This is a genomic window from Aliidiomarina sp. (assembly GCF_047920995.1).
Taxonomy (GTDB): Bacteria; Pseudomonadota; Gammaproteobacteria; order Enterobacterales; family Alteromonadaceae; genus Aliidiomarina.
Window position 1 is genome coordinate 1 of the sequence record NZ_JBLRWZ010000039.1, and the last position, 22497, is coordinate 22497.

At 46.7% G+C, this 22497-nt stretch carries 25 protein-coding genes; 17 read left to right on the plus strand and 8 right to left on the minus strand.

Annotated features, from left to right (window positions below):
* The 4 genes from ACNA7P_RS09755 to ACNA7P_RS09770 form a co-directional block, all read left to right on the plus strand.
* The coding region (locus tag ACNA7P_RS09755; RefSeq protein WP_416258442.1) for a DEAD/DEAH box helicase at positions 1-891 on the plus strand (891 nt) is incomplete at its 5' end.
* A gap of 23 nt (positions 892-914) precedes the next feature.
* Positions 915-1598 (plus strand): DUF3427 domain-containing protein, encoded by a 684-nt coding sequence (locus ACNA7P_RS09760; protein ID WP_416258443.1) that lies wholly within the window; start codon positions 915-917, stop codon positions 1596-1598.
* Positions 1599-1718: 120 nt separating this feature from the next.
* Positions 1719-2258, plus strand: a complete 540-nt coding sequence (gene abiEi, locus ACNA7P_RS09765; RefSeq protein WP_416258444.1) for a type IV toxin-antitoxin system AbiEi family antitoxin — start codon at positions 1719-1721, stop codon at positions 2256-2258.
* Positions 2251-3165, plus strand: a complete 915-nt coding sequence (locus tag ACNA7P_RS09770; protein WP_416258445.1) for a nucleotidyl transferase AbiEii/AbiGii toxin family protein — start codon at positions 2251-2253, stop codon at positions 3163-3165. The genes abiEi and ACNA7P_RS09770 overlap by 8 nt, the downstream gene beginning before the upstream one ends.
* A gap of 16 nt (positions 3166-3181) precedes the next feature.
* On the opposite strand, the gene ACNA7P_RS09775 is transcribed toward ACNA7P_RS09770, so the two are convergent.
* Positions 3182-4183: an SEC-C metal-binding domain-containing protein gene (locus tag ACNA7P_RS09775; RefSeq protein ID WP_416258446.1), complete on the minus strand. Its 1002-nt coding sequence runs from the start codon at positions 4181-4183 to the stop codon at positions 3182-3184.
* Positions 4184-5091: 908 nt separating this feature from the next.
* Here ACNA7P_RS09775 and ACNA7P_RS09780 point away from each other — a divergent pair.
* The gene (locus ACNA7P_RS09780; protein ID WP_416258447.1) at positions 5092-5778 is read left to right on the plus strand and encodes a hypothetical protein; all 687 of its coding nucleotides are present in this window, start codon (positions 5092-5094) and stop codon (positions 5776-5778) included.
* A gap of 130 nt (positions 5779-5908) precedes the next feature.
* Here ACNA7P_RS09780 and ACNA7P_RS09785 read toward each other — a convergent pair whose 3' ends face one another.
* From ACNA7P_RS09785 to ACNA7P_RS09800, 4 genes are all read right to left on the minus strand, one after another.
* A complete protein-coding gene (locus ACNA7P_RS09785) occupies positions 5909-7231 on the minus strand; it encodes a HipA domain-containing protein (RefSeq protein WP_416258448.1) in 1323 nt (440 codons plus the stop codon).
* A complete protein-coding gene (locus tag ACNA7P_RS09790; RefSeq protein ID WP_416258449.1) occupies positions 7218-7490 on the minus strand; it encodes a helix-turn-helix domain-containing protein in 273 nt (90 codons plus the stop codon). Before ACNA7P_RS09790 ends, ACNA7P_RS09785 begins: the two co-directional genes overlap by 14 nt.
* Before the next feature lie 241 nt (positions 7491-7731).
* Positions 7732-8121, minus strand: a complete 390-nt coding sequence (locus ACNA7P_RS09795; RefSeq protein ID WP_416258450.1) for a MipA/OmpV family protein — start codon at positions 8119-8121, stop codon at positions 7732-7734.
* The gene (locus ACNA7P_RS09800; RefSeq protein ID WP_416258451.1) at positions 8111-8848 is read right to left on the minus strand and encodes an endonuclease/exonuclease/phosphatase family protein; all 738 of its coding nucleotides are present in this window, start codon (positions 8846-8848) and stop codon (positions 8111-8113) included. Before ACNA7P_RS09800 ends, ACNA7P_RS09795 begins: the two co-directional genes overlap by 11 nt.
* Positions 8849-9029: 181 nt before the next feature.
* Between ACNA7P_RS09800 and ACNA7P_RS09805 the strand changes: the two genes are divergently transcribed.
* The 3 genes from ACNA7P_RS09805 to ACNA7P_RS09815 are packed head-to-tail and all read left to right on the plus strand — an operon-like array spanning position 9030 to position 9986.
* Positions 9030-9290, plus strand: coding sequence for a helix-turn-helix domain-containing protein (locus ACNA7P_RS09805; protein ID WP_416258452.1), 261 nt, complete (start codon positions 9030-9032; stop codon positions 9288-9290).
* Complete coding sequence (locus ACNA7P_RS09810) at positions 9287-9664, plus strand: HipA N-terminal domain-containing protein (RefSeq protein WP_416258453.1); 378 nt, start codon at positions 9287-9289, stop codon at positions 9662-9664. Before ACNA7P_RS09805 ends, ACNA7P_RS09810 begins: the two co-directional genes overlap by 4 nt.
* Entirely contained in the window at positions 9636-9986 is a 351-nt protein-coding gene (locus ACNA7P_RS09815) for a HipA domain-containing protein (RefSeq protein WP_416258454.1), read from the plus strand. Before ACNA7P_RS09810 ends, ACNA7P_RS09815 begins: the two co-directional genes overlap by 29 nt.
* Here ACNA7P_RS09815 and ACNA7P_RS09820 read toward each other — a convergent pair.
* Positions 9975-10247 carry a BlaI/MecI/CopY family transcriptional regulator gene (locus tag ACNA7P_RS09820; RefSeq protein ID WP_416258465.1) on the minus strand — a complete coding sequence of 91 codons (273 nt, stop codon included), beginning with the start codon at positions 10245-10247 and terminating at the stop codon, positions 9975-9977. The genes ACNA7P_RS09815 and ACNA7P_RS09820 overlap by 12 nt on opposite strands.
* Positions 10248-10273: 26 nt before the next feature.
* Here ACNA7P_RS09820 and ACNA7P_RS09825 point away from each other — a divergent pair, with 26 nt between their 5' ends.
* From ACNA7P_RS09825 to yjjJ, 6 genes are all read left to right on the plus strand, one after another.
* Positions 10274-10624, plus strand: coding sequence for a hypothetical protein (locus ACNA7P_RS09825; protein WP_416258455.1), 351 nt, complete (start codon positions 10274-10276; stop codon positions 10622-10624).
* Between the two features lie 61 nt (positions 10625-10685).
* Positions 10686-11240 (plus strand): hypothetical protein, encoded by a 555-nt coding sequence (locus ACNA7P_RS09830; protein WP_416258456.1) that lies wholly within the window; start codon positions 10686-10688, stop codon positions 11238-11240.
* Entirely contained in the window at positions 11240-12385 is a 1146-nt protein-coding gene (locus ACNA7P_RS09835) for an efflux RND transporter periplasmic adaptor subunit (RefSeq protein ID WP_416258457.1), read from the plus strand. Before ACNA7P_RS09830 ends, ACNA7P_RS09835 begins: the two co-directional genes overlap by 1 nt.
* An 8-nt stretch (positions 12386-12393) precedes the next feature.
* Complete coding sequence (locus ACNA7P_RS09840; RefSeq protein WP_416258458.1) at positions 12394-15516, plus strand: efflux RND transporter permease subunit; 3123 nt, start codon at positions 12394-12396, stop codon at positions 15514-15516.
* 18 nt (positions 15517-15534) lie between these two features.
* A complete protein-coding gene (locus ACNA7P_RS09845) occupies positions 15535-15897 on the plus strand; it encodes a hypothetical protein (RefSeq protein ID WP_416258459.1) in 363 nt (120 codons plus the stop codon).
* Positions 15898-16320: 423 nt separating this feature from the next.
* On the plus strand, positions 16321-17673 hold the full coding sequence (yjjJ, locus tag ACNA7P_RS09850; protein ID WP_416258466.1) for a type II toxin-antitoxin system HipA family toxin YjjJ: 1353 nt from the start codon (positions 16321-16323) through the stop codon (positions 17671-17673).
* Between the two features lie 18 nt (positions 17674-17691).
* Here yjjJ and kynU read toward each other — a convergent pair whose 3' ends face one another.
* Both kynU and ACNA7P_RS09860 read right to left on the minus strand, forming a co-directional pair.
* Complete coding sequence (gene kynU / locus ACNA7P_RS09855) at positions 17692-18921, minus strand: kynureninase (protein WP_416258460.1); 1230 nt, start codon at positions 18919-18921, stop codon at positions 17692-17694.
* Between the two features lie 2 nt (positions 18922-18923).
* Positions 18924-19772, minus strand: a complete 849-nt coding sequence (locus tag ACNA7P_RS09860) for an alpha/beta hydrolase (RefSeq protein ID WP_416258461.1) — start codon at positions 19770-19772, stop codon at positions 18924-18926.
* A 170-nt stretch (positions 19773-19942) separates the two neighbouring features.
* Here ACNA7P_RS09860 and ACNA7P_RS09865 point away from each other — a divergent pair, with 170 nt between their 5' ends.
* The 3 genes from ACNA7P_RS09865 to ACNA7P_RS09875 form a co-directional block, all read left to right on the plus strand.
* Positions 19943-20137 (plus strand): CPXCG motif-containing cysteine-rich protein, encoded by a 195-nt coding sequence (locus ACNA7P_RS09865; RefSeq protein ID WP_416258462.1) that lies wholly within the window; start codon positions 19943-19945, stop codon positions 20135-20137.
* The gene (locus tag ACNA7P_RS09870; protein WP_416258463.1) at positions 20127-20729 is read left to right on the plus strand and encodes a class I SAM-dependent methyltransferase; all 603 of its coding nucleotides are present in this window, start codon (positions 20127-20129) and stop codon (positions 20727-20729) included. Before ACNA7P_RS09865 ends, ACNA7P_RS09870 begins: the two co-directional genes overlap by 11 nt.
* Positions 20730-20732: 3 nt before the next feature.
* Positions 20733-22497, plus strand: a 1765-nt coding sequence (locus tag ACNA7P_RS09875) for a DEAD/DEAH box helicase family protein (protein WP_416258464.1), incomplete at its 3' end; no start/stop codon positions are given.

Consider the following 22497-nt stretch of genomic DNA (forward strand, 5'->3'; position numbering starts at 1 on the left):
GACGGTAATTTTGGTGAACTTCTTTCGGGGCAGCATCAACCAAGCCGTTATGCCCATGTGTTTACCACTATTCAAAGTGCATTGAGTCAGAATCTGATTAAGCAATATGGGGCCGATTATTGGCGCGTGGTGGTGATCGATGAGTGCCACCACATTGCCGCTATGAGCTTTACTAAGTTTGCCCATGCTATTCAGCCGCGCTATTTACTTGGGCTTACTGCTACCCCTGAGCGCTCCGATGATAGAAGCATTTTCACTCACTTCGATATGCGGCCTGACGGCTCGCCGGCCGCACAGTTACGCCTTTGGCATGCGCTTGATCAGCAACTGCTGGCGCCTTTTGAATACTATGCCTGTGCCGACAATATCGATTACCGCGATGTTCCTTGGCGGCAAGCAGGCGAGATTAGTGCGTTAGATGCAGTGTTAACGGGCAACCATGTGCGTGCACAAGCCATTGTGAATGCGTGGCAGGGGCTGGTGAGCAATATCGAAGAATGCCGTGCTTTGGCATTCTGCGTAACCATTGCCCACGCCGAGTTTATGGTGGAAATGTTTAATAACGCGGGTATCAAAGCCGCTTTAATCACCGGCGCAGCAACGGCTACTGAGCGTGAAGGGCTGCCCCGCATGTTGCAGCGCGGCGAAATAAACGTATTGGTAACCGTTGATTTGTATAACGAAGGGGTGGATTTGCCTTTTGTTGATACCTTGCTGTTGTTGCGGCCAACCCAAAGCGCCACGCTTTTTCAACAGCAAATTGGCCGTGGGCTCCGTTTGCATGAAGGCAAAGAAAGCTGCTTGGTGATTGATTTTGTGGGTAATTCCACGGGTAACTTCTTGAAGAAGAACGGTATTTTAGCCGCCGCTTCGCAGCGCTTTTGCATGTAGATGATGTAGAGCAACTCAATGTTATGAGAGCCATGGGTGCCAGCCTTGGAGAGCTAGAAGTTACTGCAGAAAATAAAACGCGCTTGCTCATGTTGTGTTATCAGCTAGCTGGTGGCAGTGGTGCACTTACCATTGCAAGCGTGATGAAGCGATTGGCTGCATTACCGGAAATATGTAATGAATTAGTAGAGCTTGCTGATTACTTAGATGCCCGCACTAGCAGAGTATATGTGCGGCTTCCGGGTTTAAGCGAAACGGCTTTGAGGTTACACAGTGCCTATAATATTCGGGAAATACTCGCCGCTATTGGTTATTACACAGAAACCACAGCATCGCCATTTCAGGCAGGTGTACTGCGGTTGAATGAGCAAAAAACTGAATTACTGTTCGTAACGCTCGACAAATCCGAGGCACTTCATGAAGGTGTGGCGTATGACGATTATGCTATAAGCCGTTCGCTGTTCCATTGGCAATCCCAAGCGACAACGCGGCCGAATACACCCACAGGTAGGCGTTACATTGAACAGGCGCAAAACGGCTGGCAATTTCAGCTCTTCGTGCGCCTCAACAAGCAAAGCCCTTATCGCGCCTGCGGTCCGGTTGATTTTGTGAGTTACCATGGCTCGCAACCAATGAACATCACATGGCAACTGCGCGAACCCCTCACCGATGAACTCTTCCAAGCCTTTTCGGTAATTCGAGGTTAAACCTCAAACACAAAGGTTTGTGCCAACATACCAGTCTTAATGTAACACTATATTGCCACAAGAACGCAACGGGTCTACACTAATGGTAATAAAAGTTACTATTAGTGTGAACCAAGTGAGATGAAGCAACTCGACGCTATTCGAAAATTATCTGATTTCGACAAACAAGGTCGTTACGTTTATGCGTTGTCGGATCTCAGAAAAATTTTTCATGAAGACAGTGAAGCAAATTTGCGCGCTGGTATTAAACGGCTAATTAAAGACGGCATTTTGGTGCGGGCGAGTAATGGTATTTTTGTCTACATGCCGGCACGTTCAAAGGGTAGTAGCACGCTAGAACTGGTGGCGCGTGCTATTCGACGCGGTGAATACAACTATGTCAGCCTTGAGTCTGCGTTGTCAGAATACGGTGCTATTTCACAAATTCCAATTGATCGGTTAACGGTAATGACCACCGGCCGTTCAGGTGAATTTAAAACGCCCTTTGGTACTATCGAATTTACCCATACCAAGCGCGACGTTATCGATATTTTGGATAATTCCGTTGAAGTTGGTCGTCCGCTTCGGCTCGCCACGCAGGCTGCCGCCTATCGTGACTTAAAACAGGTTGGCCGCAATCTGCATTTAGTTGATACTGAGGTATTAAATGACCATGGATAAGCAAAACTTTTTACAGCTTGTTGAGCGCGCCATGGCCGACCAACATGTGAGCCATATGCGGGCCGTAGTTGAGAAAGAACTGCTGCATTACGATATTCTTTATGCACTTGAACAGGCAGGGCTGCTTGACTCTCTCGTTTTTCAAGGTGGCACGTCGCTACGCTTATGTTATGGCGGAAACCGTTTCAGTGAAGATCTAGACTTCGCTGGTGGCTATGACTTTAGTTCGTCGCAACTAGCTGAGATGAAGGCTTGTATTGAAACCTACATTGGCAATCGCTACGGCCTTGAAGTAACAGTAAAAGAACCTAACGAACTGAAGGCCGAACCCACCTACGCTGAGTTGCGAATTGAAAAATGGCAGATTGCGGTCGTAACTGCACCCGAAAACAAAAGCTTGCCAAAGCAACGCATTAAACTTGAGGTTGCGAATGTGCCGGCATATACCAAGCAACCTTTAGCGCTGCAGGCAAACTATCAGTTTTTGCCAAGTGGCTATAGCGATTTACTTGTAATGACTGAGTCGCTAGACGAAATTATGGCAGACAAGATTGTGTCCTTAGCTGCTACCAAAAAATATACGCGAAATCGGGATATTTGGGATTTGCCATGGTTACTTCAACAAGGCGCCAAGTTAAATACTGACTTGGTGCAGCAGAAGCTAGTTGACTATAAACTAAATGACTACGAAGCGATGTTGAACGATCTTATTCAACGCCTACCGCAGCTGGTTCAGAGTGATAACTTCGTGAATGAAATGCAACGCTTTTTACCAACCGACGTTTATGACCGTACGTTGGGTAAAAGCAAATTTCAGGCGTATTTAAGCAATACACTTGTGAAACTGTTTACCGAAGTTCGCCGCGCATTGTTTAGTAACGGTGGGGGCAACGAATTTCGGATGTAGCTTAAGTAATTCGTGGCTAAACCTCAAACACAAAGGTTTGTTTAAACATGGGTTGCAGTTCCACGCTGTAAGGCGTTTCGCCTTCCGGGCTATAACGCCCAGGGGAGGCTTTCAAAAAGCCCCAATACTGCAAGAAGCGCTCAATAAAACGAATCTCAATGATATGGCTGAATGTGCGTTCAACGGTGGTGTATTGTGATTGCGGAATTAGAGGCAAGATATCTGGAAACGCAGTGGCGGTTTCTGTAGCTAACTGGTTGAGCGAGCTGTGTTTTTGGATGCGCCAAAGCATGAACACCCAAAATAGGCGTATATCGATGTGTTCACCGTAGCTATCGAAGTATGCCCAGTTGTAGCGATTCACTGTAACCTCCAACATGGGCATAAAAAATGCGCTTAGCCCATGTTTTAAGAACTGCTTTTGCGCGTCTTTTTTTACATGGTAGTAGCCGCTACGGCGGTAAATAATGCCTGCTAACTCTGCGATAATTCGAGTGTAGTGCAGGGCGTTGAACTTGTCTTCGTTTGCACCCGCGAATTCACTGATACTGATATGCGTGGGGTAATCGGAGGTAGGTAGCTCTGGCCAAAGCTCGGAGGCTTGTTTCACAATAAAAGTGGGTAAATTCCCTTTCGACGTCGCTTTAAACTTGCCATCGTTTTCCATGGCTGCATTAATCATCAATTCCAAGTAACGCATTACGGGGCTGGTGCTGAAATCTGCGGGGGTATCTATTTTTATGCCCTGCAGCGAATTGAACGGCGCATAGAGCCAATTCTGCATCAGGTTGGGTGAAATGCCACAGAAATCGTCAACGGGTTTGTTATTCCTGTCGTGCATCATACGCTCGGCCACTAAATTAAGCTCATCGATGGATAAATTCGGATTCATCGCAAGCGTTTGTTCTAGCGCATCACGAATTTCATTGGTTTGTTTACCAACGCTATTCATGCAACATTTTTTGAATTTTTTACCGCTACCACAAGGGCATGGGTCGTTCCTACCGAGCTGAGCCATAAATGCTTTTCCATCATTAGTTTCAGGCTGGCATTCTAACAAATAAACGCTAAGGTTGAGAACTGCGACACTCATTCTCTTGGTTTTGCTGGTCTCCAAAAGAAGTTAAATACGGATAACCTTAAACGGCTTACCGGTATTAAGAACAAAGAACCTCTGAGCATGCTCATGTCCGGCACCAATCGGTCTTTGCTGTTTGCACAATGAGCCATCCCCACTTATTATTTGGCTCATATAGTGAGCCGAATATTATAGTTAATCGGCTCACTCTCGAACCACGCGGCGGGTGAATTGTATCGGGGCCTCTGCAGCGGCCTAATGTGCATTTCGAAGCGCCGCCTCGCGCTGTTATCGAACACGAGCTTGATCAGTTTATTCGTTGGTTCAACAGCCCACAGCACAGTGATATCGACCCTATTGTGAGAGCGGGATTCGCCCACCTTTGGTTTGTTACCATCCATCATTACGTCACCTAATTGTCTATGTGGTGTATGATAACACCTCTAATTAGGTGGCCAAATTAACTATGCCACTACAAACCCTTCGGGTACAAAATGGAGTACGGTGCACTCTCATAGCCATAAAATTGATATAATGGACGACAAATACGACTCGCATGACGCTTTGGAACAAGCGGTTAATGCCCTCTTAGAAAAAGAGAAAAGCTTTATTGAGGACATTGAGAGAGTGTTGCTTGAGGAGTTTAAGTAAGAGGTCTAGATCGTTTCCGCTGAACTCCAGCAATAAACTGACTGGTGAGTATAGCGGTGAGTGCATTGTTTTACTCAATGCGAGTATCGCATTCAAGCCTTTGAAATATAAGGATTAGCAAGTGATAGTCAACAAGCAGATTCAGAATATCGGATAGCTATTCATAGGCTGCTTTTATAGAGTTGCCGGGGCATATCATGAAACTAATGTTTAGTATCTCAAATCAACTCGCCAAGCTATGTAAGCTCGATTTGCCAAGGCTCACTGATGCCAATGGTGAAAATCCTGGTGTCCAGCCCTTAGTAACCAACAGTGTGCAATGCGGCTGGCAATTTCATGTTGTGCGTGATGAATTCTGCTGGTTGGTTTTTGCAATGGAATCTTACAGCCGTTACAGCGTTGTTATGCCTTACACTTTAAAGCCCGATTGGAGCGAGATTTTAAGCGACTTTGATATGCTCTGGCTGGAGCACATGTTGGCTTGGTTCCGTATGGGCGGTTTTGTGCGAACGGATGAACAAATAGCTGAAGTTGTGCGGCAGTTCATTGCAAAGCCAACAGCCGAGTGCCATCGTAACTTGGATATGAGTATTAACGGCCACTTGGGCGATGCCAAACTTTGGTTAGAAGCCTACAAACGAGATGTTAAACCACGCTTTTTTGATAGCAAGCACGCCTGGCGCTTTTGTGAAATGCTTAATCAGGAAACCAAACGAGTGAGTAAACAACGCCGCAAAGGTGCCGAGTTTGTGCCGTTTGAACGGTTTCTAGATGACAGTTTATATCGCTATGCGAAGGGGCTCTGTAATGTGCCAATCTCTGGCACCAAAGAAGGCGATTTTCCGAACCCTCATAAGCAAGGGCCGGACTTGCGGCTGATTTGATTTCAGGATCATGCCGAATGGTGGAGGCTGCAACAACCTTTGCCCGATGAGTTGTTTCAGGCGTTCTCGGTGATAGGTGCCTAATAACTGAAAGCGCGAGCTCTTTCAGGTGTTTAGGAGTTCTTTAAACTTAAAAACCTTCCCGCCGCACCTGTGCAAATAAACGTGTTTCTGTAAGCAATGTTGCGGCGCGATTCAGAACTAGTTGCTTTAACGCTACTGCATGAGCAGCTTGATCTTCGTTTAAATGCTCCAGAGAAAAATCCAATTCTGCAGTGCGAGTATCAACAAGGTTGCAAATACGTTCAATGCGCCGCTTTAAATAATTCGCCTCAACCGATGTTTCAGCAGCAAATGTGAGCAAATCGTACGCAGTAATGTTGGATATCTCGAAGCTATCGCCAATGGCCATCGCAAGGTTAGTGTCTAGCTTCGGCTGTTGTTGCGCTTCATAAACCACACTCACTAAATCATAAAATGGGGCAAGCGTAATTCCTTCTCGCTTCCCTACATAGAAGCTTATGTTCTTGCCATGCGCGTCGCTGTTACCAATGATGATATTGAATATTACCCAATCAATCATGTGTTGTCGGCTTTGTATGGGAACCGCTGTAGAATCGGCAAACTGAAACAGTTTCGGTAAACTCACACCATCACGAATATGTTGCACATCCCGGCTACTACCAAAGTTTTGCTCGTATTTGTTTTCTGGGGGCATATCGAGGGCCTGGCAACCATCGATAATATGGCGTTTTCGCACACCATTCTCTATCGTTTTTCTGTCAAAGCGTTGCACCAGAAGCGCTGTGAACTCATCAAATTTGCGCAAGCGTACTGGCGCAGAAGGAAGACCAACTGCTTCGGCGAGGCGCATACAAAAGAGTTCATTTATAACAATTGAAGGATACTTGGCTGAAGCAAACTTCAGAATATGGGTGCTTGCATAAGTGCCACTTGCGAGAAAAATTTCATCTTGATCATTGATATACACATTCAATTTGTTCTGAACACCCGCAAGCGAAAGGCGGTATTTGCCATCCCAGTAGGTCATGTCTTTCTGGTGACGTAAGCGATCGGCAAGCTCATGATCGGTTACGCGCCGGAGAACTGCGCGTTCAGCTTCACTGTGGCTCTCCGAGAAAGTAAGCAAACCTGCGGTATCGCTGCCTACGGCTCGCAAAATCGCATAAATATTATTTTTCGAGAGATTCTCTGCTTCTAACAGGCGATCAAAGGCATCCCCTTCCGGGAATAAGTTGCGGATAAAACGCACAACGGTTTGCGCAGAGAACTCGCCTGAAAAAGAAAGATGAGGTGAGATAGGGTAGCCTGCTTTAACCCAGGTATCAGCATATATAAACTCACAACGCTGAGGTTGCGGAAACGTGAGCGTTCCTACTGGATACTCTTGTGCGTAAATGGTGATTTGTGGTGCAGCCTCAGAGCCATTCATCGCTGCCACCACTTAAATCGGTTACACGCAATGAAATACCAAATGCAGTAAGCACTTTGAACAGTGTTTCAACTTTTATGTTTTCAGAACCTAGTTCAACATTGTTGTAGGCCTGTTTCGATACTCCACAAAGTGCGGCGGCATCCTCTAGGGTTATATTCAAGCCTGTTCTTCTGTAACGAACAACAGCACCTAGCAGCGCCATATCCGCAGGTTGAGAAGGGTTGGGCTTAGGAGTAGCAACAACACGACGCGCCATACTTTAATCCTATTAATGGATGATTTAATAGATTTTAGCTCATTATTTTAATAAAATCACTGCTTGTTAGGATTTTTAGTGATTTAGGCGGAAAAGCTTAATATATCCTACTGCAAAAGGATTTAAAGTCTGTTTTAGTACGTTAGATTGCTGGAGTTGAACCATTTAATGAGAAGCTTAATTTAGGTACATGAGCGGGAGAACTTTATCCCGCCCATTGAATAATACAATCCTAACCAAACTAGAATATATAAATAAACCCTATGCCCACTTCTGCCTCGTAATTACTGCGAGCGATAGGGCTTTTGCGAACGTCGCTACTAAAATGCTCATACAGAACTTCACCGAAAATCTGCCAGTTTTTGTTGATGCTATGGCGATAACTGTAATCGATGCCAATAGAACGGAACCCACTACTCATACGAGTTTCACTTAACCCCGATGCAGCTGCTTGCTGTGCGGTGATACCGAAATCTTTATTGGCGAATTCGCTATCGTGAAACACTGCTACGAGGTTAATTTCGGAGCCAGACCCATCGAATTTATCGCCGAATCGGCGCCCTACAAGGGCCTCGGGTAGCCACGTATGAGCACTAGAACCGGTAAACCCATAAACTTTTTCACAACACAAATCGTGCGTAAATGGGGTTATGATCGGATACCGTTGTGGTGTTGATGGCGGTAGCCTCTTTCAACCCAAGATCGCGATAAAAGATAAAATCTAGTGGGTGCTCGCGGTAGCTTTTAATGTGCTGGGCATCGAACATGGTTGCTTGGCGCAAGCCTACGCTGCGGCAGAAGCGGAGCAGATGCAAACGCCGTTGCCGATTCCACACATTAAAATCGCCGGCCACGATAAGTGGGCCTTTATGGTGTAGGAGTTCTTCTCTAAGTAACTCGATTTCACGCAGAAAGTGGCTTGCCCTTACAAAGTTAATGGCGTGCACATTCACGATCAGTAATGATTGATTATCTGGCAGTGGATGATACGAGAGCATGTAGCTTTTATGGGTAGCAAACATACCCTCTCGATGGCGAGAAAGGCGCGGCAGAGCTTCAGTAAATGCATACTGGCTGGCGGTTAAAACACCGTAATTGGAGCGTTTCGTTTGTATGTTGGGCGCGAGCGCATAAGACCAATGCGGAAGGTGCCAATCGCTTTGTGAAGCTAACTTGGCTTCTTGCAGTAATAAAAACAAGCTGGGGAATTGTTCCAGCACCCGTGCGAGCGCGAGTTGAAATTTCAGCGTTTGGGTAAGTTTTTGCGCATTCCAACATAGCACCCCAAATTCGGCACCTGGGGAGATGAACTGCTGATGGATAAAACGTTCTGGAACGATGATTTTTGGCTTAAGCACTTCTCCGCCTACAAATCGATAATTAACCACTACTGAAGCAATTACGCTTCACGGTTCAATTATTATACTGCAATCCGAGAGTTTAACCTAATTCTTCAACCACAATAAAAGTTCGCCATATAGCAAATAAATGAATAATGAGCTGCTATGTTTGCTAATAAGCGAACATTAAGGTGGCGAAATGGCAACTCGAATTCAAATAGGCAGTGCGATACGCGCGAACAGAAGATCGCTTGGTTATACACAGCAAGCGCTATCAGGGATTACTGGTATTCACAAATCGACGATCTCTGAAATTGAGAATGGCCGTTTTACGGGATCGTTCGATATTCTTGAGCGTGTTTTAGATGCGGTTGGTTTGCAGTTTGAGGTGTCGGATAAGAAGCATCGTTTACCAGATTGGGATGAGCTTGATACGCTGTTTACAGAGGACGATGCATGAGTAACACGGAGAGTAAAAACTTACAATTGCCCAGCCAAGTAAGCAGTATCACCGTGTGTGTTGGTGATACTGAAGTAGGTCTATTAACACATGGCTCTGTTCATCATTTTCAGCCCACTCAAGAAGTGCTACATGTATCGCTCACAATGACCCGAAAGGGGCTCGATGGATACTCTTCTGGCGCATTGCATCCGATATTTTCACAAAACTTGCCAGAGGGCTTTAATCGCCGTTTTATTGCTGAAAAGCTCGCCCGTTATGCCAAAGTAGATGATATGTATTTGCTCGCGCTGCAAGGTGATCAGGGCATTGGAACGTTGTGTTACCAAAGTGATATTTGTTTGCATGGAGGCGGCACGTTGGTGTGGGCTTGAGCCACCAAAAACCTATTTATCTGAGAATTTAGAACACTACGTGGTTGAGCGATTTGATCGCACCGATACTGGTGTTCGGTTGGGGTATGAAGATTTTACTACGTTGATGAAAAAGCCCAACGACCCAGACGCAAAATACTCGGGAAGCTATGAAGCACTCCTGCAAGCAACGCTCATATATACCAAAAGCCAAATTGAAGTAGAAAAATTGTATTCCTACATCGTGTTTAATTGCTTAATTGGCAACGGAGATGCGCATTTAAAGAACTTTGCACTGCAGTACTCTGCCAATATGAGCGATATTTTTCTATCACCGCCGTGATCGCAGAAAGAAATATGAATAAATACAGCAAAAGCAGTTATAAAGCATCAAGTAATCATGCTGGCGATCCTCGAGTTTTTCGATGAACGCTTTCAGTTCAGCAATATCCTTATCGCTGAGCTCGCCTTTTTCGGCAAAGTGAGCAACAAGTGGAGTTACGTTTCCGGAAAATAGGCGCTGCACAAAGCTCTTACTGGCTTTTTCCTGATATGCTTTTTCAGAGATTGCTGGCGAATATAGGTAGCTTCGTGTTAGCCTAATCTCACTTGCTTTTAAGTGTGGGCGTTATGCGAAAATCATTGTTGTCTTTGTTTTTGGTTATTCTAGCGATACAGCTGTTTTCAGCTGGCGTTAGCGTGTCGCATGCAACAGCATCGATTACGATGGAAGCTTCGCACCAACAACTTCACCGAGACACGGTGCCTCATGAGCATCATGGGCTGCACGTAGAAATTTCGGAAACTGCAGAGGGTTATCACCATCTGGTAGGTGAACAGCTCAGCGCATCTCCAATTTTTATAGCCTCAAAAAGCGATGATACCCGTGTATTAATGCCAAAGTTTTATTCCCCTGCTATGCCTTTAGAAAAGTGGAATCATCCATTTCTAGAAGGTTTTCGGCGCCCTCCCAAAGCATAATCGTCTGTTCAGCTTAGTGTCGCGGTTAGCGATAAATTAATAGTTTCTGACGAGAATAAATATGCGAAATATATTTCTATGCCCTTTGGCTTTTGTAGCTATTGGGTTCACTTTGTTGTTTACACCGATAGTATTAGCCGACGGCGTTCACGCAGAGTTACCCGTTACAACCATTGATGTGCCAGAGCGAGCGGAAGCCTCTACTGAGCTTTTTGAAGCTGTTATCGAAGTGCACTCTGATCACCTACTCATTTTTTTGGCCGATTATGCTACCAATAAGTTTGTGGATGATGCAGAGCTGTATATTGAACTCGGATCGTTTTCAGAAACTGCGGCCTTTGATCACGATGTGTTAGCTTATCGCCTAGATAACTCGGAAATCGTTTCTGCTCTGCAAGCTCCCGGTGAGCATGCCTTGGTTATGCTAGTTATCACTGCAACCGATATGGATATGCTGGCGTTTGCTGTGTTTCGTGATGCAGCCAACCATGAGCATGATCATGCGCACGAAGATGATCACAACCATGCGCCATGGGGCTGGCTTTCTCTTATATTGATTGTGGCGCTTCTGAGCTTTTTCGGTGGCAAACTAACGAGAAAGCGGGGGCAATTATAATGAGAGCACTAACGGTAACGTTAATTTTCGCCTGCTTCCTTTCATTTACATTGGTTGTAATCAGCGCTGCTGCTCCCGGAGCACATGGGCCCGATGGGCAACATTTATCAGTTGGCGCTGCAGTAGGCGGTGATTTTGGCTTGCAGGCTGATGGCAGCGTGAAAATAGCAATGGCGCAACAACGAGCGTTGCTTATTTCTACGCAGCTTACTGTTGTTGATTTACATCCAGAAAGAAGCTACTGGCAGGGCCGAATTGAAGCAAATCCGCAATCTTATAGCAGAGTGCTCAGCCGCAGCCGTGGTGTTTTCGTTGCCCCTGAGAGCGGCTTCGTATCGGTTGGGCAACGTATTGAAGCCGGGCAAGTGTTGGGTGCCGTAACCTATCAGGATAGTGCCTTTGAACAAGCTTCTCAGTTGAGTGAGCTGATTGAAGTTCGAACATCTATTGATTTGCTTGCACGTGAACTGAACTGGTTAAGTGAATTAAATCGTCGTGCTGAAGATTCGGTGAGCGCACGCGAAATAGAGATTTTGGAAATCCAAATTGCTCGCGCAAAAGAACAAGAAAGAGAATTACAACAAGGCTTGGAAACGCCGGAGTTTATTACGGCGCCCATCAGCGGCATTGTTACTCACGTGGAAATCAATCCAGGAAGCCGAGTAAGCGAAGAAGCTCATTTGTTTACCATTATTGATATGGCGAATGTGCAGTTGCAGGGAGTTAGGTTCGGCGCTGCGCCCTTGAATACGGCCCTGAGTGCGCCAATGAAAAGTGCTGAACTGATAGGGTTTCCCGGGGCATCAATCGCAATTAACGGTACGTTACCCTTCTTGGTGAATGGTTTGCCGGCAATACAGGCCAACATTGCAACTAACCATGAGCCGATTGCCATCGGTAGTTTAGCTCAGCTCGTTGTGCATCATGATGCGGAAATGCAGGGAATTGCGATTCCAGCACGATCTGTTGTGCGAGATCAAAACAATCAAACTGTAGTGTGGATTAAAGAGAGCGCAGAACGCTTTGTGCCGCAACGCGTAAGTATTGTTCGCCTCGATACGCAACGGTATTTAATCACTGAGGGGCTTAGTGAAGATAGCCGAGTGGTTGATCACGGTGCTGCTATTATTCAACAAATCCGTTAGGGGGCTGAATGTTTACGTATCTAGTTAAGGCCAGCCTAAAGCAGCGCTTTTTTGTATTATTAATAGCTTTCGGCATTATCGTTTACGGCACATTAATAGGGCGCGAGTTACCCGTTGATGTATTCCCAGACCTGAACAAGCCGGTTGTTACCGTATTAACCGAAGCCGGTGGCATGGCACCTAACGAAGTAGAGGATTTGGTAACATTTCCGCTCGAAACGATGCTAAATGGAATTGCAGGAGTGAGCCGCATTCGCTCTACTTCGGGGGTGGGGCTATCAATTATTTATGTAGAGTTCGATTGGGATACGGATATCTACAGAAACAGGCAATTGGTATCCGAGCGATTAACTCAAGCTGCGAATCAACTACCTGCTGGCGTTATTCCCCACATGGGGCCTATATCGTCGATTATGGGCGAAATTATGCTCATCGCGCTGCCCTACCAGCAAGCAGATAGCCAAACAAATACAGCCATGGCTGCGCGTGAGTATGCCGATTTTGTGTTGCGGCCGCGCTTGCTAGCAGTGCCCGGTGTTTCGCAAGTGGTTTCTATCGGCGGTGAAGTTCGGCAACTTCGAGTTGAGCCGAACCCGTACCAGATGAACCAGCATAATGTAACGCTTGCGGAACTTACTCATGCACTTGAAGATTATGCGGTTAATCTCGGTGGGGGTTTTGTTAATATCTATCAGCGCGAGTATCTGATTCGGCATTTAAGCAGAACACTGGATCTTGATGCATTACGCAAACTTCCAATTGTGCAACGCGATAATGAAATCATTGCATTGCAGCAGCTTGCTTCGGTGAGTTATGCGGCGGCAGAGAAACGCGGTGATGCTGGCTATAACGGTAAACCTGCGGTTGTGTTAACCGTGCAAAAACAGCCCGAAACAGACACAGTTGCTTTAACCGAGCAAATTGAAATAACGCTCGCCGAAATGGCGGCGGGTTTGCCAAGCACAATGGTAGAACCGGTTATTCTATTCCGGCAGGCCGATTTTATTGAAGCCTCGGTATCGAACGTTACGGAAGCGCTGCGTGATGGCGCGATTATGGTTGTTATTGTGCTTTTTGCGTTCTTGTTGTCGTTTCGAACCACACTGATCTCGCTATTGGCCATACCGCTCTCGCTAGCGATCACTGTACTTGTGTTTAATTGGTTAGGGCAAACAATTAATGTAATGACACTCGGCGGCTTGGCAATTGCCATTGGCGAGTTGGTTGATGATGCGGTTGTTGATGTAGAAAACATTTTGCGGCGTTTGCGGCTAAATAGAACAGCTGAAAAGCCCCACACGGTTTTTGATGTGGTGTGGCGAGCCAGTGTTGAGGTGCGCACCGGCATAGTGAATGCAACAGCTATTGTAGTGTTAGTTTTTGTACCTTTGTTTGCTTTGCCCGGTATTGAAGGGCGTTTATTTGCGCCACTGGGTTTTGCCTACATTATCTCTATTTTGGCTTCACTTTTAGTTTCAATCACGGTAACGCCGGTGCTTAGTTATTATTTACTGCCGAAAATGCGGCGGCTAGATCGTGGCGATTCTCCTTTGGTTCGATGGCTGAAAACTGGGCTTGAGCGCTGGCTAGTTTGGGCGTTTTCGCACGCCCGCAAGCTTGTGATTGCTGTAGTTACCGTTGCTTTGATATCTGCGGCAAGTGTTACGCTGTTGCCGCGCGCATTTTTGCCCGAGTTTAATGAAGGGAACTTAGTGCTAGGGCTGTTATTGCAACCGGGAACGTCGCTGGAGCAAGCGAATCAGTTAGGCGCTCTTGCGGAAGAACAACTCCTAAAAGTTCCTGAAATTACCCAAGTAGGAAGGCGCACAGGTAGGGCTGAGCAAGATGAACATGCTGAGGGAATCCACGCAGCGGAAATTGATGTTGATTTACAACCATCTGAACGCAGCAGAGCTGAAGTGTTGGCCGATATAAGGGAACGGTTGTTGGTTGTGCCGGGGCAAGTAACGATTGGCCAACCGATATCTCACCGCCTAGATCATATGCTTTCGGGGGTTCGTGCGCAGCTGGCAGTGAAAATATTTTCCGATGATATGCTCTCTGCAAGAGGCACTGCAGAAGAGCTTCGGGCGGGCATGCAAGCTATTCCGGGGCTAGTAGATATAACGGTTGAGCAACAAGTACTCATTCCGCAACTTACAGTGCGTGCTAAACCCGAAGCGCTATTTCACTATGGGGTATCGCCCGGGCAGCTAATGCGTGATTTGCAAACGCTAACCGAGGGTAGAGTGGTGAGTGAAATTGTCGAGGGCATTCGCCGTTATCCTGTGGTGATAAGGCTGGAAGATAGTTGGCGGTTACCTGAGCAATTAGCGGGTATTTTCATTGATACCAATGAGGGGCCGATTGCACTTGCGCAACTTGCGGAAATCGAGCTCACCGATGGGCCGAATCAATACTTGCGAGAAAACGGGCGGCGGCGGTTAGTTGTGTATGCGAACACCACAGATGTGGATGTGCAACATTTACTTGAGCAGGTGCGCTCGGTAGTAGCCGATGTGCAACAGCCTGAAGATGGGTTTATTACCATTGAGGGGCAATTTACAGCGCAAGAAGAAGCAATGAATTTACTGTTCCTGCTCGGAACGCTCTCGTTGCTGAGTATCGTTTTTATTCTATACAGCAAATATCGCAGTTGGCGTTTGGTGGCTGTAATTATGGGAACCATTCCTATGGCGCTGATCGGTGCGATTACAGCAATGTGGCTATTGCATTTGCCGTTATCGGTGGCTTCTGTTGTTGGCTTTATCACGTTAACTGGAATGACAGCCAGGAATGGCATATTGAAAGTGAGCCACTTTATAAACTTGTGCGCGCATGAGGGAGAAAAATTCACCCAAGCGATGATAATCCGTGGTTCTTTAGAACGTTTAACACCGGTGTTAATGACATCGCTAGTAACAGCCTGTGCGTTAATTCCACTGTTAACATCTGCAGATGCACCGGGTAAAGAGATTTTATACCCTGTTGCGGTAATCATTTTTTCAGGATTAATATCGGCAACGTTGCTCGATATTCTGCTCACACCACTGCTATTTTGGCTCGTTGGCAAACAACCTACCCAAAGAGCCGTTTTGTCTATTTTAGAGAAATCAAAATCTGTTCAATAATGCCTGAGGAGGCTTAGCATGAAATATTTAAAATTAGTATTCGCATCGTTATTTTGTTTAGTAAGCTTTGTTGCATCGGCAGATAATGAACTTGAACCACAGCACGGCGGCCAAGTTCAAGAAGCCCATCATCTCGCGTTTGAGTTAGTAAGCGAGAATAACGAATTACAATTATATATTCGAGATCACGGCACCGCATACGATTTAACGAATATCACGGGTACCATAACCATATTGGCTCAAGGCGAGCGAACGCAACATAACTGGATACGAAACGAGGAGTTTCTCTCGGTAGAAGCTGAACCTTTGGAGGCTGGCGATATCATTATGGTAAACCTGAATCGCGGCCAACGTAACTTTGCGGTGCGTTTTCGTTGGTAGTAAATAGCAATATCATGGTAGAGAAAGCTATCAAGGCCGCAACTGCGGCCTTGATTTTTAAAAGTTGGCGGTGTGTAACCAAGTGTCTTCAGTAAAAGTGACGTTAGTAATCCCCGTTAAAACAATAATAGTAATAATGTCCATGCGCGCACCGACGATGAGTAACGGTTACGGGTTCAGCCTATTTCTCTTTGATAGAGCCTGAATTCGTAAATGTTATTGTAATCTGTTATAACATCCAAACAGATATATATAATCAATGCATAAATCACTGCGAAATGCGCTCTATTAATTATAAAAATGTTATATAACAATGAGTAAATTACTTTTATGTACTGCGATATAAGCTGCAAATAAGTTTATTTTTAGGGGTTTTTTAGTGAGTATGCGGATTTAACGTATGGAATTCAAAGTGATCACATAATATCAACATTGAAGGCGGGGCCGATGTCGGCTTCTGAGCTTGCGCGGCGTTTTGAGGTTAACCCAACCACAATTACTCGTCGTTTGAATACCATGAGTTCTGAGGTAGTAAGAGCCGGAGCTGGCCGTGCAATACGTTGGTACCTTCCGCGCACACTCCCGCTTTTGGATAACGTGAGCATGTTGCCAATTTATCGCGTTAATAGCGATGGAGATGCAGAGAAAATTGCTCACCTCCATGTGGTATACCCTTATGATTCCTATTTGGTGGAATATTTTCGAGTTGCTAACCATATGGCAGAACCTACTACAGAGTGGGATTTTTATGAATCGTTGCCGTGGTGGCTCACCGATATGCGCCCGCAGGGTTTTCTAGGCCGTTCATTTGCTTATCAATTACGAAGCGCTGGTGAGCTGGTTGATGCTAATCCGGCAGCCTGGAGTGAAGATACTATCTTGGCAATTCTGGCTAAATATCCACAGGATCATGTTGGCAACTTGCTGGTTGGTAACGAAGCTTACGAGCGCTGGTTGCGAACCACGCGATCTCCACTTTGCAGTGATGCAGAAGCAGGTGAGAAAGCTGAAGCAATTGCCCGTGGAGAGCATTTTGATTCTTCAGCGCAAGGTGAACAACCCAAGTTTACCGCGCGGCTTGCAGAGGGTGAATGCATCATTAAATTTTCTGGCCGAGTTGCTCAAGTTGAAGTTGATTCTGTGGCAAATCGCTGGGCTGATCTACTTCACGCGGAATGGCTTGCGGCAACAACACTTAATCAGGCATTGCCTAGCATTGCCGCGGCAAATCGAAGCTTTACAGCGAACCAGCGTACTTTGCTCGCTTCCCAGCGTTTTGATCGAACGGCACAAGGTGGCCGTGTTGGTGTAATCTCTTTCGCAAGTTTGGATGCCGAGTTCGTAGGCAAAGCAAATGAACCTTGGCCCGTGATAGCGGATGCGCTGCATCAAGAAAAAGTGCTCACAGAAATGGCGGTCACTCGCTGCAAGGTTGCCTGGGCGTTTGGGCAACTCATAGCAAATTCGGATATGCATCTCGGGAATATATCGGCTGTGAATATGGGGGGCCGGCCTTTTGAGCTTGCACCAATCTACGATATGTTACCGATGCATTACTCCCCGAAAAGCTCGGGCGATTTGCCTGTGGAGCCTTACCAAATTCGCATCAGTTCGGCGATATCTAGGCTGTATTGGGAGGTTGCGTACCCTGCAGCAATGGATTTTTGGCAACGCGTGTTGGAACATCCGAACATCAGCAAACACTTCAAGCAAATGGCTGAACAGCAACTGCACGTAGTACGCGAATTTGAGAGCATTATTAACCGAATGGCTTAGCTTTTGGAAAAGCATTTTTTAAGTTACTGCACTGCGCTCTTGAAACTCAGCCCGCTCATACCGCCGCTCATGCACTATGGCGGCGAGTTTTGCTACGGCCGCTGCAATCTCTGCATAGGTGTTATACAGCGCTGAAAAACCAACGCGCAGGTATTCTGGTGCGCGAAAATCAGCAATTACACCCTCGGCGATTAATGCTTGGCAAACGGCGTATGCATGTTCATGCTGAAATGCGAGCTGGCTGCCGCGTTGCTCGGGGTTGGCTGGCGAAATGCTCGGCATGATATCGAGTAACCCTTCGGCGGCCATGCGTTCTAGCCAATATTCACTTAACCCAATCGATTTCTGCCTTACATCGGCCATATCAATATCGGCGAACACATCGAGTGCTGCATCTACTGCGGCCAATGCAAGTATTGGCGGTGTGCCGGTAAGAAACTGGCGAATACCCTGTGCTGGCGCATATTCCGCGGTAAACGCAAACGGTTCGGCGTGGCCAAGCCAGCCAAATAACGGTTGCAGGGGGGTTGTGCGCTGCTGCAAATGTTTGGGTGCCACATATAAAAATGCTGGTGCGCCTGGCCCCGCATTAAGATATTTATAGGTGCAGCCAACCGCAAAATCGATATCGTGCTCGAGCAGCTGTACGGGAAATGCGCCGGCGCTGTGGGCTAAATCCAAAATGGTAAGTGCGTCTTGTGCACGAGCGCGTGCGCTTAAATCGGCCAGCGGTAATTTACGGCCGGTGCGAAAATTCACTTCTGTTACCAGTACCGCAGCCGTTTTATCGCTAATGGCATCTAACAGTTCATGCTCGGGCACCAACCGTAAGGTGCAGCGCTCGCCGAGCAATTGCTGCAAACCCTGCACCATATACAAATCGGTAGGAAAGTTATCTTCGGTAGAAAGCACCTCGGTGCGGCCGCTGTTAATTTGTAATGCTGCACAAAGAATCTTAAACAGGTTCACGGAAATAGAATCACAGCATAGGGTGGTGCCGGCAGGCGCCCCGATTAAACTGCCAATTTTATCGCCCACGGTTAACGGTAAGTTAATCCAGCCATGCTTATTCCAGCTGGTAATTACATCGTTGCCCCATTGGTGCTGCATGGTTTCTGCAACTCGCGCCCGCACATTTTCACTGAGCAAGCCTAACGAATTGCCATCGAGGTAAATGGTGTTGGCCGGAATATGAAACTTCGAGCGCACGTGTGCAAGAGGATCGTGTGGATGTTGGTGATGTGGCATGGTTATTCCTCGCTCACTATGGGCGTATGTTCAGAATGCAGGTGTTGGAGTAAGCGTAAAACGAGCGAAAACGCGGGAGTATCTGGATGAATTAGATCAAAATGTCCGGCTTCTGCGATGTGGATTACTTGGGCGTTATCGAGCTGCAGTTGTTCGCGGCCAACAATAGTATCGTTCTCGCCGCGGAGTAAAATAACCTCAGCGTGGCGCTCGATAGCCACCGGGTTCATAGCCTCATCATCGCTTGGTGAGGTAGCGATAAAGCGAGCGGCCGATTGTTGGCAGCCGCTTTCGCCGGCCGCATAGGCTGCAATATCAGTAATTGCCGCTAGGCCAACCACCGCGTTAATGGGTAAACTTCGCTCAGGCTGGCTCGCGAGTAGCGCCAAGTGGCCGCCGGCGCTATGGCCAACAAGAGTAATTTGCTCAGCGTTATAATCGCCGCTTTGGTTGCCAGCAAGTGCTTCGATTGCGCGCTCAATATCGTTTAGGGTGCCAGGCCAGCCGCCCCCTTCATCATCTAACCGGCGGTATTCCACCAAGGCTACCGCAAAGCCTGCGTTGCGCGCGCCTTCGGCAAAACCCCGCGCATGATCTACGGCAAAACTATTTAACCAGCAGCCACCGTGCAAATACACGATTAATGGCGGCGGCGTATTAGCCGCTGCGGGAATATACAGCTCAATAAACTGTGGCTCTTCGCCACCATAGCGCACCATGCTATCGGGGCTTGCTGTTGAGCGTTCTAGTAGCGCTTGAAAGGTTACGGGTTGTGCAAGGCTTTCAGAAGCTGAAGCACTTCCGAAAACTAAAAAAACTAAGCTAAGCAGCAAAATATGGATACGGCGCACAAGCTTCTTCCTCATTGTATGAATAGGAGAAATAATTATTAACATAGTTTTACTGTTATCGCCCAAGAAGGATCGCTACTATCTTATAAATTCTTCGATAACAAACATGGGGAATGAACAATGAAACGGAAGTTGTTATCGGCCGGAGCAATTTAAGGTATTGTGATGTTATGAGCTTTGCCTATGAAGAAGAGTTTAGTTGCCCATATTGCATGGCACCAAACTCGCTAGAAATAGACCCCATTAATGATATTGGTCAGCAGCAGATTGTAGATTGCCAAATTTGCTGCCAGCCGATAGAACTAGTGGTATTCGAAGGCGAGCATGGCGAGTTTTACGTTCAGGCGCGCACCGATGATGAGTAAGCAATATTACAACGCCAATGCCGCCGCTTTTCATGCCGATACCGCAGAAGTAGATATGTCGGCGCTATATGCTGAGTTCGTGCCACTGATTCCAAAGGGTGCACACATTGTTGATGCTGGATGCGGAACAGGCCGCGATGCGCTGGCGTTTCAAGCGCTAGGCTTTCAAGTTACAGCCTTCGATGCCAGTGAAGCCCTGATTGCCATTGCACAACAGCGGCTGGGCGCCAATGCGTTGCAATGCACCTTCACCGAATTTCAGGCCACAGAACCCGTAGCAGCAATATGGGCCTGCGCATCGTTGCTGCATGTGCCGCTTGCTGAATTACCCAGCACGTTCTCTCACTTGGCTGCGCAGTTGGTATCTCAAGGGGTGTTTTACTGTTCGTTTAAGTATGGCGATAACGAATTAGAGCGCGGAGGCCGCCGCTTCACCAATCTGAATGAAGTACTACTAGCCAATGTGCTACAGAATACGAACTTAACGATTCAAAAAACATGGATTACTGGCGATGCTCGGCCAGGCCGCGAGCATGAGCAGTGGTTGAATGCGATTTTGGTTAAATCACCGCAACACGAGAGCGGAGAATAACGATTGGAATTAGCAAAGGGATACTTGCTCACCACGGGCACAGAGAAAGATCCATTACTGCCTAAACTCGTGCATGCCATTAATCATGCTACCGCGATTGATATCTGTGTTTCGTTTGCTCAGCCTTCGGGCGTTTCATTATTGCTTGAACCGCTTATTGATGCATTAAACAATGGTGCCTCGGTGCGCATCATGACCTCTAATTACCTTTATATTACTCACCCACAAGCGTTACGAATGCTATTGCTACTTGAACAGCGTGGTGCTGAGGTAAAGCTGTACAAATGCAGTGAACGTAAGGCATTTCACCTGAAATCATACATTTTCGTGCGCGAAGATAGTGGGAAGAAAGCTGCGGAAGCAGGTAGTGCATTTGTTGGCTCAAGCAACTTGAGTGCAAGTGCCTTAACATCTGGCTTAGAGTGGAACTTACGTTTTGATTTATTATCCAGTTCACCGGAATCATTAGCTGAATTCGAGCATATCCAACGTAGTTTTGCGTTGGTTTTTGAGGCCCCAGAAGCACATTTGCTTACCCGTGAAGAAATTGAGAAATATACGCAACGGTTTGAAGAGGTTACTCAGCAGAATGCTCCGCTAATTACAGTTCTTGGTGGCGAAGAAGAAATCATTGCAGAGCCCTTGAGCCCAAATGAAGCACAAACGGAAGCACTGCAAGCACTTCAAGAAACGCGCTTAGCAGGCAATCAACGGGGCCTAGTAGTAATGGCAACGGGTATGGGCAAAACTTGGTTGGCGGCCTTTGATGTGCAGCAAATAAAAGCAAAAACGATGTTGTTTGTTGCTCATCGGGAAGAGATCCTGTTACAGGCACAGCGCACTTTTAGTGCCTTGTTTCCGAAGAAAAGCATTGGCTTTTATAACGGCAATAACAAAGATCTTGAGGCTGATTTTCTGTTTGCATCGGTGCAATCGCTTGGCAAGCTAGCTCACCTTAAAGGTTTCCACCGCGAGCACTTTGATTATGTAGTAGTAGATGAATTTCACCATGCTACAGCTCAAAGTTACCAAAAGCTTTTAAGCTACTTTACGCCACAGTTTCTGCTCGGATTAACCGCAACGCCTGAGCGCACAGATCAATCCGATATTTTGAGTTTGTGCGATAACAACTTAGTGTTTGAACGCAATTTGGTGAACGGCATTGAGCAACAGCTTTTAGTACCGTTTCATTACTATGGTGTTTACGATGCGGATGTTGATTATCAGGAGATTCCTTGGCGTAGCGGTAAGTTTGATCCCCGTGCATTAGAAACCGCATTCGCAACCATTAAACGTGCGAAGCACATTTATGACCACTGGCTTCAACACCGGCAAACCAGAACACTAGGCTTTTGTATTTCGAAACGCCACGCTGATTATATGGCGAACTATTTTTCATCTCGAGGAGTGCGTTGCGTAGCGGTGTATAGTGGTTCAGAAATGCGCCGAAATGAAGCGTTACAGCAGCTGGCAAGCGGCGATTTAGAGGTTATTTTCTCAGTAGATTTGTTCAATGAAGGAACAGATATTCCCGCCGTAGATACGGTATTAATGGCGCGGCCCACAGAATCGAAAATCCTTTTCTTACAGCAGTTAGGCCGGGGCCTGCGAGTATCATTAGAAACGCAAAAAACGCATGTTGTAGTGCTTGATTTCATCGGTAATCACCGTTCATTCCTGATAAAACCTGCGAGTTTGCTCGGTACCTCTGGCGCTCGGAATACTATTCGTTCGGTGCTTGATGATCCCGTTATTCCGGAGGGATGCC